Here is a 12,321-nt window from a genome sequence, read left to right on the forward strand (position 1 = left end):
TCATTTTTTTTAAGTCCGCATAAGACAATGCCTGACTGATGCAAGATGCGCATTTGAGAATTTATAAGCATCTTTATTGTCCTGAAATAACACTAATTTAGTGAATTTCAGTATCGGTAAAATGCTCGTAAATTCTCTATTGAGGAACTCAAAGCCCGCGTAAAATTTGCGTAAAATATAGAGTAAAAGACGTTAAAGTTTAAAATTGACGACTGGAAAAAGCGTTCTATCAGTCTTCAAATTTTCACAATTCCATAATTCATATAAAGGAATTTTTACGTCTAGTGCCAAAGGTAATTTTTTAGAATTAAATTGCATATGGTCTAGATCACTTCCCCATGCAATCAAATCTACATCTAAAGAAATATGATGTGATGGACGAATACGCCCTGTGTCTGATTCAAGTTTTTTTAAGAAAGCTTCTATTTGAGAAGGATTTAAAGAACTTTTTAATAGACATGCTGAATTCCAGTAATCATCTCCAATGCCATCTCGGCATGGAATTTGATAAACCGACGAAAACTGCACTTTCCCCAATGTTGCCAATTGCGTATAAGCAAAAGTAAAGTGTTGTTCTGCGTCTAAATTACTCGCTAGAGCGAGCGCAAAAATTATTTCTGGTGCGTTCAAGACGAATTCCTACAGCATTAGCTTCTGCAATGATGGCGGGCTTACGGATGGTAATGGTAATTTTTTCAATCGTTGGGAAAGTTTCGAACAAACATTCCAAAACGAGATGTGCTGCATGTTCGATTAATTCAGGCTTGGCTTGTTGAATAGTTTGAGCCGATAACTCACAAATCTGTGCATAATTGAGTGTATCTTCAAGTTTGTCAGACTGTGCAGCTCGGCTCAAATCATTATGGATGGTTAAATCCAACATTAAAGGTTGAATGATTTGTCTTTCCCAGTTGAAACAACCAATGACTGTTTCAACCTTTAACCCTTCAATAATAATGGCATCCATAAATTTAAACTGACCTTAGTGCTTTAACAACGAAGCAGGTTCCATATTTTGAACCATTTTCAAACGCTGGTCTGCATAAATATCGGTATATGGTGCGAGTACGCGCATAAAACGATCGAAATAAAGCATTTGCTTAAATAATAAAGCAAAATCTCGAGGGAATTTAATACCGTGGCGCTCACCAACACCCACCATATCCATCATAATGTCGTTTAAATCGGCAGGATTGGTAGACAGAATTTGCTGTGGATCAGCCATTAATACGCCATTAAATAAACGCTCCAAATCTTGTGCCAATACTTCCACATCAACTTTGTTATGTGTCATGCCCATTTTCAGCATGTTTTCGGCCATCGCTTGATAATCAGTCTTTTGCAACGCATCCATAAACGCAATACATGCTGTCCAGACTTCTGGCTTTAACTGCCCCACGATACCAAAATCAATAAAACCAATTCGACCATCTTCGAGCAGCATCAGGTTTCCAGCATGTAAGTCCGCATGGAAACTCTTACATAGCATGAGACTACCAAACCATGTATTCATGGCAGTAATCAGCACTTGTGATGGATCTTTTGCGTATTGTTTCACCACACTAAAATCTGTCAAAGACACACCATATAGACGTTGCATGGTCAAAACACGGCGTGTTGAAAATTGGTGATAAACCTTAGGTGCAGTCACAGCATCGTTTTGAGAAATATTCAAATATTCAATAAAGTCATCTAGATTTTGTGCTTCTTCAATAAAATCAACTTCACGCACCATACGACTTTTGATTTCATCGACAATTTCAGAAAGTGCAGCAAATTTGATTTTAGGTACTGCACGTTCAAGCAATTTGGCAGCCCAATGCACGACACTTAAGTCAGTATATAAAATGGTTTCTACACCCGGCTTTTGTACTTTAATAACAACATCTTCGCCTGTGGTCAATTTAGCTGCATGAACCTGAGCAATTGAAGCAGAAGCTAATGGTTTTTCATCAATATAGCTAAAAATCTGACTTAAATCGCGCCCTTCAAACTCAGAGTCAAGTACACCTTGAATATAGCTAAACGGCAAAGTAGGTGTCTGGTCTAAGCAACCTTGAAATTCTTCTACATATTCACGAGGGAAAAGCGATGGAGTACTCGCAATAAACTGACCAAGTTTGATGTAAGTCGAGCCAAGAGATTCAAAGGTTTCCCGCATGAGTTTGGCATTACTTGGTTTTTCAGTTGCGTATTTAATCCCAGCTTTGGCGGCAACCACTGCTGTTTCACCAATACGGGCGACAGAACGTAGCCCATCAAACAAAATATTTTTTTTCATATTTCTTCAAAACCAAATCATTCAGGTTGAGTGTAGCAAATTTTATTTCATTTACTGATTAACTTGCCTGACAAACTGGGCAATTTACATCTTTATCAAAATTAACAATGCGTTGTGTCATGTTTAAGCCATCCCAAAGCAACAGTTTCTGTTTTAAAGGAGTTAGATTGAGTCCTAAATAGAGCAAAGTGTGATGTGCTTGTAATGACGCTATCATTACAGGAGTAGTGGCAAGCACCCCAGATTCAGCACAGCGCAGGCCTTCATTGCTATGCTGTTCTTTAGGAAATAAACATTCGTAACAAGCTGAATCACCTTCAACCATAAACATTTGTGCCTGAAAACCAATTGCTGAAGCACTAATTAATGCGACCTGATGCTTCTTACAAGCGGCATTTACCAAATAGCGCGTTGTAAAGTTATCACATCCATCCAATACCACATCTTGGTGTTCAACAAGTCTATCAATGTTATGTTCATCTAAACGTTCGTTGTAGTACTCAACGCAGATATAAGGGTTAATTTTCTGTAACCGCTTTGCAAGAACTTCAGCTTTATAACGGCCAATATCTTCATGACCAAATGCAATTTGACGTTGTAAATTACTTATCTCAATCGTATCGGCATCAATGAGTGTAATTTTCCCAACCCCTGCTCGCGCTAATAGTTCTGCACTACTACAACCTATTCCACCGGCCCCCACAATAAGTACATTGGCAAGTTTGAGTTTTTCCTGAGCTTCTATATCCCATCCATCAAGTAAAATCTGACGGCTATAGAGATGCATTTCTTCATCACTTAACTCTACAAAATCGATATCTTGAAGCTCGGTCACGCTTTAATCCTTTCACTTAGAAGCCAAATGATTTTATGACTAAGTCAGGCATTAGGAAAGGTATAAAATAAAAACAGCATTTTATTCTTTAAACTTTTATCCACCGCATTACTTCTTTCAAGCTTTCTGCAACAATAGAAATATCTATTTTCTTTATTACTTAGGCTAAATATGTCCCAATCATATATTGCACCTGTAGAGTTAGAAAAAGCTTATCGTTTGTTAAATCATGGCCCAACTGTACTTGTCTCTGCTCAGCATGGAGATGACCGAAATGTAATGGCAGCCGCTTGGGCATGTGCACTAGAACTCACACCAGCCAAAGTAACCGTTGTTCTCGACAAAAGTACCAAAACTCGTCAGCTTATCGAACAAAGTGGTTATTTCACTCTACAAGTTCCCTGCTATGCGCAGCTCGAGATGACCCATCAACTTGGTACAATTAGCAAATTAGACGATCCGCAAAAACTTGAACATTGTGGTGTCGAGCTCTTTTATCAAGAAGGTCTTACCAGCCCATTAGTATCTGGTTGCATCGCATGGCTCGTATGTAAACTTATTCCTGAACCTCACAATCAGTCAGCTCATGATTTATTTATTGGTTCTGTTGTCGGTGCTTGGGCCGATAGTCGTGTTTTCCGAGATGGGCATTGGTACTTTCAAGATGCACCAAAAGAGCTTCGAAGCTTGCACTATATTGCTGGCGGAACATTTTATTTAATTGGTGAGCAAGTTAAAGCTGATCTTTAAACATAAAAATATAGTTGTTATCTTTTCGAAATGTATTGAATCGAATTAAAACCAGAAAATTACGATTGCAAAAAACTGCATAACAATTGCGGTTTTTTGCAATGAATTTCATTATTTAAAAATCTAATGCTTAAACTTGGGTGACTTCACGAGCAATCACTAAACGTTGAATATCCGAAGCGCCCTCATAAATCTGGCTCACCCGAACATCACGATAAATTCGCTCTACCGGAAAATCACTCACATAGCCATAGCCACCATGAATCTGGATTGCATCAGAACAAACTCGCTCAGCCATGGTCGATGCAAACAGCTTTGCCATTGATGCTTCTTTTAAACAAGGTAATCCCTCATCTTTCAAAGTTGCAGCATGTAGAACTAACTGATGTGCAGCTTCAATCTGAGTTGCCATATCTGCTAAACGGAAACTTACCGCCTGATGTTGGACTAACTCTACGCCAAAGGCTTTACGCTCATTTGCGTATTGCACAGCAGCATCAAAAGCAGCTCGTGCCATACCAACCGATTGAGCAGCAATCCCAATTCGGCCGGCAGCTAAATTTGATAACGCAATTTTATAACCTTCGCCTTCTTGACCTACCAAATTCTCTAAAGGAATACAGCAATTTTCGAGGGTAATGGTTGCTGTGTCTGAAGCATGTTGGCCCATTTTGTCTTCAATACGAGTTACCAAGTAACCTTGTGTATTGGTCGGAACAAGGAAACACGAGATCCCTTTTTTGCCCGCTTGTTTATCAGTTACTGCAAACACCAAAGCCACTTGGGCATTTTTACCGCTGGTAATAAATTGCTTTACGCCATTTAAAACCCACTGGTCGCCATCGCGTTCGGCTTTACATAAAATTGCGCTCGCATCAGAACCAACATGTGGCTCAGTTAAACAAAAGCACCCTAACCATTCACCCGATGCAAATTTTGGTAAATAGGTCTGTTTTTGCTGTTCTGAACCATATGCCAGTGTAATACCGCAAACCAATGAGTTTTGAACACTTACAATTGTCGAAATGGCACCATCACCTGCTGCAATTTCCTCAATTGCGAGCACCAAAGATACATAATCCATTCCTGCACCACCCCATTCATCTGGAACGGTCATACCCATTGCCCCCAAAGCACCTAAATCTTTTAATTCCTGAGCAGGAAACTCATGGGTTTTATCCCGATGAGCAGCTGTAGGTTTTAACTGATTTTGCGCATAATCACGCATCATCTCCTGAACCATACTTTGTTCAGCACTTAAAATCATTTCAACGTCCTTATTTTTATTATTTTGCTGCCATACGGATTGCACCATCCAAACGGATGACTTCACCATTTAAATATGAATTTTCAGCAATATGCCCAACTAAACGAGCAAACTCTTCTGGCTTTCCTAAACGAGACGGATACGGCACCATTTGTCCCAAAGCATCCTGAACATTTTGTGGCATACCTTTAAGCATCGGAGTTTCCATAATTCCCGGTGCAATCGTCATAATTCGAATGCCATGTCGCGCAAGCTCACGAGCAATTGGCAATGTCATGGCAACAATAGCGCCTTTAGATGCTGAATAAGCTGCCTGACCAATTTGACCATCAAATGCTGCAACTGAGGCTGTGTTTACAATTACACCTCGGTCCTCGTCCCCTGCTTCAACTGTATTTTTACTCATCGCATCTGCCGCAAAGCGCAGCATGTTAAATGTACCTGTCACATTAATTTGCAGAGTCTTTGAAAATAACGCCAAATCATGTACACCTTCACGGCCAACCACTTTAGCCGAAGGGCCAATACCCGCACAGTTAACCAAACCATGCAAACTGCCATGTTTGACCAAAACATCCTTAAAGAACTGTTCAGCAGCAGCTTCATCGGTTACATCAAGTTTTACAAAGTCAGCTTTTGATCCTAATTGTTTTGCTTGCTGTTCACCTGCTTCTACATTCATGTCTACCAATGTGACAGAGGCACCTTGCTTTACCAAATACTCAGCTGTAGCAGCACCCAAACCAGAGCCACCACCTGTAATCACGAAATGTTTCCCTTGAATTTTCATTATGTAACGTCCTATAGAAATGTTCTTTAAACTTAGTAGTGAGAGTAAAAGTTGTTGTTTTCCGATACAATTTCAAAAAGCCTCAAAATGTTTGCAGCTTTTGATCAATCCAAATTTTAAATATGAAATATTTCACTTGAAATATATGAAGAAAATATGAGTCTTTGACATGGTTGTCCAATCTTCTTTAAGTAAAGGAACTATTTCGATTGCACTGGTACATGAAGCACTGGGTGCTGCTTATGCCAAAGGGCTAAATACTCAAATAATTCTAAATAAAGTTGGAATTCCTGCCGAATTACTGATGTCTCCCAAGGCACGTGTACCTGTTACGACATATGCGCAACTATGGATAGAACTTGCCAATGCCATGAACGATGAATTTTTTGGTATGGATAGCCACCCTATGCGTCGAGGTAGCTATAAATTACTTACTAAACTTGTCAGTACGGCGGAAACTTTAGAAAAGGCGCTTTACGATATTTTGAAGTTTTTTAACTTTATTTTGGATGATCTACAGGGTGAATTAATTCGGGACCAGCAAAAAGCCTATTTGGTCATTCGTGATCGTGAACAACCCAAACGTATGTTTACCTACGCAACCTTTTTAATGTTAGTGCATGGACTCATGTGCTGGTTAGTGGATCAAAGAATTGGCTTGAATAATATATCGCTACGCTGCCCTAAACCCCAAGATATTCAGGACTATTTCGTACGTTTTGGTGAAGATATAAAATTTAATGCCGAGATAAATCACGTTGAATTCGATGCTCACTATTTAGATATTAAAATTAAAAAAGATAAAAAAGCACTTTATGATTTCTTAGAGCAAACACCGCAAAATCTTTTAGTCCGCTTTAAAAATGAAAATGCACTGAGCCTTCTTATTCGTCGTCACTTATTGAAACTTCATCCTGCACAATGGCCCGAACTTAAAGATGTTGCACAACAACTCAATATTTCTGAAGCTACAGTTCAACGCCGACTGAAACATGAAGGCGTCAGCTACCAGCAAATTAAAAATGAAATTCGCTGTGATATTGCTGTTGAACGTTTAAGTAAAACCAACGATTCAATTCAAGATATTAGTGAAGACTTAAGCTTCCAAGATCCAAGCGCGTTTCACCGTGCCTTTAAAAAATGGACTGGCGTCAGCCCAGGCGCTTATCGAAATAATTTAACTTCACACAAGCAATAATATAAATATCACAAGCTTAAAAAAATAATGCTTAAGCTTATGATATTTATATCTTTTAAATTCAATATTTCAGATAAGCACATTACTTCAAACTAAATTATCACTATAAAAACAGTGAGTTATAATTTTATCTAAACTTTTATCTTTCAATCTGATTTATAAATCAAAATAACTATGTTTGTAAATCATCAAACCCATGGAAGGATGATCTATTATTTATTCTGGTTCTATTTTTATTATGTCTTTAAAACCAAAATTTTCTTTATCAAAGACTTTGTTGGCATCAACATTGGGGCTTGTATTTGTTTCATCTGCATTTGCAGCAGTTCCAACCACACTTAAACTTGATTATGCCTACTATGCACCAACCAGTTTAGTCGTAAAAGATCAAAAACTTCTTGAGAAAGCACTTCCAAATACTCAAATTAAATGGGTTTTTAGCCAAGGCAGTAACCGTTCGCTAGAATATCTCAACAGCAATAGCATCGATTTTGCGTCTACCGCTGGGTTAGCAGCTGTATTAAGTCGAGCGAATGGCAGCCCAATTAAAACTGTTTATGTACAAAGCCAGCCAGAGTGGACCGCTCTTGTGGTAGCAAAAGACTCACCAATCAAAAATTTAAAAGACTTAAAAGGTAAGAAAATTGCAGCAACCAAAGGTACAGATCCGTTTTTATTTACACTCCAAGCGCTAGACACTGTAGGCTTGAGTAAACGGGATGTACAGCTGGTTCATTTACAACATCCAGATGGCAAAACTGCATTAGAACGCGGTCAAGTAGATGCTTGGGCTGGACTTGATCCGTTAATGGCATCAGCTCAAATTCAATCAGGTGCCAAATTACTTTATCGTAATGTTGGATTTAACAGCTATAGCGTACTGAGTGTTAAAGAAGATTTTGCAAAGCAAAGTCCTGAAGCGGTTGAAGCAGTGATTAAAGCCTATGAACAAGCCCGGAAATGGGCAAAAGCTAATCCTGATAAAGTGGCAGCACTTTTAGCTCAAGAATCAAAACTTCCTCTACCTGTGGCTAAACTACAATTGAGCCGAACCAACTTTGATCAAAGCATTCCATCGACAACTCAAGCACAAGCACTGAAACGTTCGGGGAAAATTTTGACAGAAGAAGACTTGGTTAGAAAAGGCACCAATATCAATCAAGTGGTTGACCAATTGTTAGACCCACGTTTTGCTCAAAAAGTCGTGAAATAGTATATGAGTGATTCATTTAACAAAGCTGAGCTAAATCACTTCTTAGCTCAGCAAGCTTTAAAATCTCAGAAAAAGCATTTAAACAATAAATTTACACGTTGGTTTAAAGCACTGCTCATTCCCGTAATCTTTTTAGTGGGTTGTGAGTTTTTAGTCAGAAATGGCTACGTCGATGCTTATTTACTACCCGCGCCAAGTAGTTTGTGGCAATCTTTTTTGGATTTGGCTCACAGTGATCTTTTTGCCCACATTTATATTAGTACATGGCGTGTTTTAGTAGGTTTCATTGTAGGGAGCGGTTTAGGGTTAATTTTTGCAATTTGGGTTGGATTAAGTAAAGAAGCCGAAGCGTATTTGGAACCAACTTTTTCAGCAATTAAATCAATTCCAAGTCTTGCATGGATTCCATTGTTATTACTTTGGTTGGGAATTGATGAAGGTTCTAAAATTACGCTGATTGCAATCGGTGCTTTTTTTCCAACCTATACCAATACGGTTGCAGCGATTCATAACGTAGATAGAAAGCTTATTGAAGTTGGAAAAGTTTATCGGCTCAATGCTTTTCAACGTATTGTATCTATTATTTTGCCGGCAGCATCTCCGGGAATTTTAACCGGTTTACGTAACAGCTTAAGCTTATCGTGGATGTTTATGATTGCAGCTGAACTGATTGCAGCCACTCAAGGGATTGGCTATTTACTCAGTGATGGCCGAGAAACGTCTCGACCAGATATTGTTATCATTGCAATTATTTTATTAGCCCTATTAGGTAAAGTAACCGATACCTTAATGAAACTCTTAGAAAACTGGTTATTACGTTGGCGAGATACGCTACAAAAATAACTTTAAATCCAGCATGCCAAAGTGACTCGATCATTTTGGCCGTAATCTTGAATAGTTTTAATTTCACTAAAACCATGCTCAGCAAATATATTTCGAACAGCCTGTCCCTGATCAAAACCATGTTCAAGTGCAATCCAGCCTTGTGGTTTTAACCAGTTTTTTCCTTGGGCAATAATAATTTCAATATCAGCCAAACCTTTATGGTCTGCTACCAATGCACGGCGTGGTTCTGTTGCCAGTGCCTGCATATGTTCATCTTCAGGGTCAATGTACGGCGGATTAGAAACAATTAAATCAAATTGCTGTTTGTCTAAAGCATCAAACCAAGCACCACAAGCAAATTTCACTTGTTGTAATCCATGGGTTTGCGCATTCTCTTTTGCAACTTCTAAAGTAGGTGCATAAATATCAGTTGCCGTTACTTGCCAATCTGGGCGTTCACTCGCTAATGCAAGTGCAATCGCACCTGTGCCTGTTCCCAAATCAACAATATTCGCATTCTTTGGCAAATTTAGATTTAAAACGGTTTCAACCAAAACCTCAGTATCAGGTCGTGGCACTAAAGTATCAGATGTTACTTTTAAATCGAGCGTCCAAAATGGCTGTGAACCTGTTACATAAGCTAAAGGTTCACCATTTTGAATACGCTCAAGCCCAGCCAAGTAGTCTTGCTCTTGTTGAACTGTTAACTCTTGCTCAAGTTTAAACTTTAATTCAAGCGAATTGATTTTTAGAAAATGCTTAAGTAACCAAGCATTTTCCTGTCGTTCATAACTGTCAGGCTCACCACGAATTGCAAGCGCTTGAGCAATATTCATTAGCCGCCATTTTCCTGTGCAAGCATTGCAAGCTGATCTGCCTGATATTCACGATGTAAGCTATCAAGTAATTCAGTTAAATCACCTTCCATAATCGCGTCTAACTTATATAAAGTGAGGTTAATACGGTGGTCAGTCATACGACCTTGTGGGTAGTTATAAGTACGGATACGTTCAGAACGGTCACCAGATCCCACTAAGTCACGACGCATTTCAGAAGTTGCTGCATCCGCCGCCGCACGTTTCGCATTTTCTAAACGTGACACGAGCAATGCCATCGCTTTGGCTTTGTTTTTATGCTGTGAACGTTCTTCTTGGCACTCAACTACTGTACCTGTTGGAATGTGGGTAATACGCACTGCCGAATCAGTTTTGTTAATGTGCTGACCACCTGCGCCAGATGCACGGTAAGTATCAATACGCAAATCTGCTGGGTTAATCTCAACGTTGGTATCAACATCAATTTCAGGCAAGATTGCAACTGTACAAGCAGAAGTATGCACACGACCTTGTGACTCAGTCGCTGGAACACGTTGCACACGATGCGCACCACTTTCAAATTTTAGGCGACCGTATACTCCATCACCGTCCACACGGCAAATGACTTCTTTAAAGCCACCATGCTCACCTTCATTTTCAGAAAGTACTTCTATACGCCAATTTTGTGTCTCGGCATATTTACTGTACATGCGGAATAAGTCACCAGAGAAAATTGCAGCCTCATCGCCACCCGTTCCGGCGCGAATTTCTAAATAAGCTGCATTAGAATCATTTGGATCTTTTGGAATCATCAAAATATTGAGCTGGCTTTCTAACTCTCCAAGCAACGCTTTATTCGCTTGAATTTCTTCTTCTGCCATATCTTTAAAGTCAGGGTCAGACTTCATCAATTCAGCAGTTTCAATATCTTCTTCTGCTTGACGGTATTTGCCCCAAACTTCGGTAATTTCAGATAAATCACTATGTTCACGAGACAATTTACGGAAACGTTTGTTATCGGAGATGACTTCCACATCTGCAAGCAACGCGGTAAGTTCTTCATGTCGATCACAGAGTTGATCAAGTCGTAAACGGAGTGACGCTTTCATAAGAGGAAATATCTCAAAAGTCCAAAAAGCTTATCGAACGCTATGTAAATATAGAAGATAAGCAAAATCGTAAAAATAGCGCATAGTTTACAGATTATGCCGCTCAAATGACATATATAATCAGCCAATTCATCAACTTTCAGAGTAAGTGACAACTTATAAATATAATGATTTCAGATGAGATTTATTTACTCGCCTATAATTTAGCTTTTTTATAGAAAAGAATACGTCACCTTTTTACCCAATAAGGCAATAGAGGCTTTATTCATAAAACCTCTTTACCATGTCTATTTATTTTAATTTTTCTAATAATGTTTTACCCACCAGAACAGCCGAGGCTGGATTTTGTCCCGTAATAAGTTCACGATCCACCACGACATTTGGAGTCCAAGCATTCGTATTACTTTGATATTTACCACCAATTGACTGTAATGCCGTTTGTGGATAGAACTTCATTTCACCACCTTTTAACAAAGCCTTTGCTTGTTCTTCTTCTTGGTTACTAATCACAGTCATCCGATAGTTCTTATAAATCCACTCTCCAGTTTTTACGGTTTTGCCTTGCTCAAGTTGCTGAACGACTTCAGAAGCATTCGGTAAAGTAGACATCAATGCAATAGGGCCATGGCAAACCAGCGCTGTAGGTTTTTTAGCTTTATGAAAAGCCGTCAAAACTTTCCCAAGTTGTTTATCTTTTAACAAATCTTGCATAGGTGCATGCCCACCTGGAATATAAATGGCATCAAACTGATCTATGCCAATTTGCTCAATACGCGACAAACTCAAAACTGGAGAAGCTTGAGGCGACGTTAACTTAAAGTCATGCAATAAGCCTGCGTACTGCTTTAATGCCTTTTCGTCTTGATTAAAGTACATCGCACTATTTGATGACTCATCTAACGTCGGGGCTTTCCCTTTTGGTGTAGCGAAAGTTACTGTGTGCCCAGCATCTAAAAGCATTTTTGTAGGCTGCATCAACTCATTTAAATAAAAGCCTGTTTTAAAAATATGACCATTTTTCAGCTCTAACTGCCCTTCATCAGACAATACAACCAATACATGAGCAGCATTTGCACTTAATGCTGCTGAAGCGGTAACTACTGCAAGCATTATTTTATTTAGAGATTTCATCATTCAACCTTCATTCCAGCCTTGTGCTGGATTTATAACTAGGATGGATATATTCTATTTTTACCAGCAAGGTAGAAAAACAACCACATTTACAAATCTTTTTTGCG

At 38.9% G+C, this 12,321-nt stretch carries 13 protein-coding genes; 4 read left to right on the forward strand and 9 right to left on the reverse strand.

Annotated elements, in window-relative coordinates:
* Nucleotides 1–192 precede the first annotated feature (192 nt).
* The 4 genes from ASF86_RS07780 to ASF86_RS07795 are packed head-to-tail and all read right to left on the reverse strand — an operon-like array spanning nucleotide 193 to nucleotide 3,116.
* A complete protein-coding gene (locus ASF86_RS07780) occupies nucleotides 193–630 on the reverse strand; it encodes a 2-amino-4-hydroxy-6-hydroxymethyldihydropteridine diphosphokinase (protein WP_056480974.1) in 438 nt (145 codons plus the stop codon).
* The gene (gene folB, locus ASF86_RS07785) at nucleotides 587–967 is read right to left on the reverse strand and encodes a dihydroneopterin aldolase (protein ID WP_004643300.1); all 381 of its coding nucleotides are present in this window, start codon (nucleotides 965–967) and stop codon (nucleotides 587–589) included. Before folB ends, ASF86_RS07780 begins: the two co-directional genes overlap by 44 nt.
* A gap of 15 nt (nucleotides 968–982) precedes the next feature.
* Nucleotides 983–2,281 carry an ABC1 kinase family protein gene (locus ASF86_RS07790; protein WP_056480976.1) on the reverse strand — a complete coding sequence of 433 codons (1,299 nt, stop codon included), beginning with the start codon at nucleotides 2,279–2,281 and terminating at the stop codon, nucleotides 983–985.
* Nucleotides 2,282–2,339: 58 nt separating this feature from the next.
* Nucleotides 2,340–3,116 (reverse strand): HesA/MoeB/ThiF family protein, encoded by a 777-nt coding sequence (locus ASF86_RS07795; protein ID WP_056480978.1) that lies wholly within the window; start codon nucleotides 3,114–3,116, stop codon nucleotides 2,340–2,342.
* A 171-nt stretch (nucleotides 3,117–3,287) separates the two neighbouring features.
* On the opposite strand from ASF86_RS07795, the gene ASF86_RS07800 reads away from it, so the two are divergent.
* Nucleotides 3,288–3,866, forward strand: a complete 579-nt coding sequence (locus ASF86_RS07800; protein WP_056480980.1) for a flavin reductase family protein — start codon at nucleotides 3,288–3,290, stop codon at nucleotides 3,864–3,866.
* Nucleotides 3,867–3,996: 130 nt separating this feature from the next.
* Here ASF86_RS07800 and ASF86_RS07805 read toward each other — a convergent pair whose 3' ends face one another.
* Both ASF86_RS07805 and ASF86_RS07810 read right to left on the reverse strand, forming a co-directional pair.
* A complete protein-coding gene (locus ASF86_RS07805; RefSeq protein WP_056480982.1) occupies nucleotides 3,997–5,133 on the reverse strand; it encodes an acyl-CoA dehydrogenase family protein in 1,137 nt (378 codons plus the stop codon).
* A 19-nt stretch (nucleotides 5,134–5,152) separates the two neighbouring features.
* Nucleotides 5,153–5,923: a 3-hydroxyacyl-CoA dehydrogenase gene (locus ASF86_RS07810; RefSeq protein WP_056480984.1), complete on the reverse strand. Its 771-nt coding sequence runs from the start codon at nucleotides 5,921–5,923 to the stop codon at nucleotides 5,153–5,155.
* Between the two features lie 169 nt (nucleotides 5,924–6,092).
* Between ASF86_RS07810 and ASF86_RS07815 the strand changes: the two genes are divergently transcribed.
* The 3 genes from ASF86_RS07815 (at nucleotide 6,093) to ASF86_RS07825 (ending at nucleotide 9,177) form a co-directional block, all read left to right on the forward strand.
* Entirely contained in the window at nucleotides 6,093–7,121 is a 1,029-nt protein-coding gene (locus ASF86_RS07815) for an AraC family transcriptional regulator (RefSeq protein ID WP_056480986.1), read from the forward strand.
* Nucleotides 7,122–7,359: 238 nt separating this feature from the next.
* Nucleotides 7,360–8,334: an aliphatic sulfonate ABC transporter substrate-binding protein gene (locus ASF86_RS07820; RefSeq protein WP_056480988.1), complete on the forward strand. Its 975-nt coding sequence runs from the start codon at nucleotides 7,360–7,362 to the stop codon at nucleotides 8,332–8,334.
* Nucleotides 8,335–8,337: 3 nt separating this feature from the next.
* A complete protein-coding gene (locus ASF86_RS07825; protein WP_056480990.1) occupies nucleotides 8,338–9,177 on the forward strand; it encodes an ABC transporter permease in 840 nt (279 codons plus the stop codon).
* Nucleotides 9,178–9,179: 2 nt separating this feature from the next.
* Here ASF86_RS07825 and prmC read toward each other — a convergent pair whose 3' ends face one another.
* The 3 genes from prmC to ASF86_RS07840 all read right to left on the reverse strand — a co-directional run bounded on the left by prmC (nucleotide 9,180) and on the right by ASF86_RS07840 (nucleotide 12,214).
* The gene (gene prmC, locus ASF86_RS07830) at nucleotides 9,180–9,995 is read right to left on the reverse strand and encodes a peptide chain release factor N(5)-glutamine methyltransferase (protein WP_056480992.1); all 816 of its coding nucleotides are present in this window, start codon (nucleotides 9,993–9,995) and stop codon (nucleotides 9,180–9,182) included.
* The gene (prfA, locus tag ASF86_RS07835) at nucleotides 9,995–11,083 is read right to left on the reverse strand and encodes a peptide chain release factor 1 (protein WP_003652455.1); all 1,089 of its coding nucleotides are present in this window, start codon (nucleotides 11,081–11,083) and stop codon (nucleotides 9,995–9,997) included. Before prfA ends, prmC begins: the two co-directional genes overlap by 1 nt.
* A 291-nt stretch (nucleotides 11,084–11,374) precedes the next feature.
* Nucleotides 11,375–12,214 (reverse strand): type 1 glutamine amidotransferase domain-containing protein, encoded by an 840-nt coding sequence (locus ASF86_RS07840; protein WP_056481804.1) that lies wholly within the window; start codon nucleotides 12,212–12,214, stop codon nucleotides 11,375–11,377.
* Nucleotides 12,215–12,321: the final 107 nt, after the last annotated feature.

Source organism: Acinetobacter sp. Leaf130 (assembly GCF_001423205.1).
In the GTDB taxonomy this organism is placed as follows: domain Bacteria; phylum Pseudomonadota; class Gammaproteobacteria; order Pseudomonadales; family Moraxellaceae; genus Acinetobacter; species Acinetobacter calcoaceticus.

Coding starts and splice junctions, on each gene's coding strand:
- ASF86_RS07790 (WP_056480976.1), bottom strand. CDS start 2,281: ATGAAAAAAAATATTTTGTTTGATGGGCTACGTTCTGTCGCCCGTATT.
- ASF86_RS07810 (WP_056480984.1), bottom strand. CDS start 5,923: ATGAAAATTCAAGGGAAACATTTCGTGATTACAGGTGGTGGCTCTGGT.
- ASF86_RS07825 (WP_056480990.1), top strand. CDS start 8,338: ATGAGTGATTCATTTAACAAAGCTGAGCTAAATCACTTCTTAGCTCAG.
- prfA (WP_003652455.1), bottom strand. CDS start 11,083: ATGAAAGCGTCACTCCGTTTACGACTTGATCAACTCTGTGATCGACAT.
- ASF86_RS07805 (WP_056480982.1), bottom strand. CDS start 5,133: ATGATTTTAAGTGCTGAACAAAGTATGGTTCAGGAGATGATGCGTGAT.
- ASF86_RS07820 (WP_056480988.1), top strand. CDS start 7,360: ATGTCTTTAAAACCAAAATTTTCTTTATCAAAGACTTTGTTGGCATCA.
- ASF86_RS07815 (WP_056480986.1), top strand. CDS start 6,093: ATGGTTGTCCAATCTTCTTTAAGTAAAGGAACTATTTCGATTGCACTG.
- folB (WP_004643300.1), bottom strand. CDS start 967: ATGGATGCCATTATTATTGAAGGGTTAAAGGTTGAAACAGTCATTGGT.
- ASF86_RS07800 (WP_056480980.1), top strand. CDS start 3,288: ATGTCCCAATCATATATTGCACCTGTAGAGTTAGAAAAAGCTTATCGT.
- ASF86_RS07840 (WP_056481804.1), bottom strand. CDS start 12,214: ATGAAATCTCTAAATAAAATAATGCTTGCAGTAGTTACCGCTTCAGCA.
- prmC (WP_056480992.1), bottom strand. CDS start 9,995: ATGAATATTGCTCAAGCGCTTGCAATTCGTGGTGAGCCTGACAGTTAT.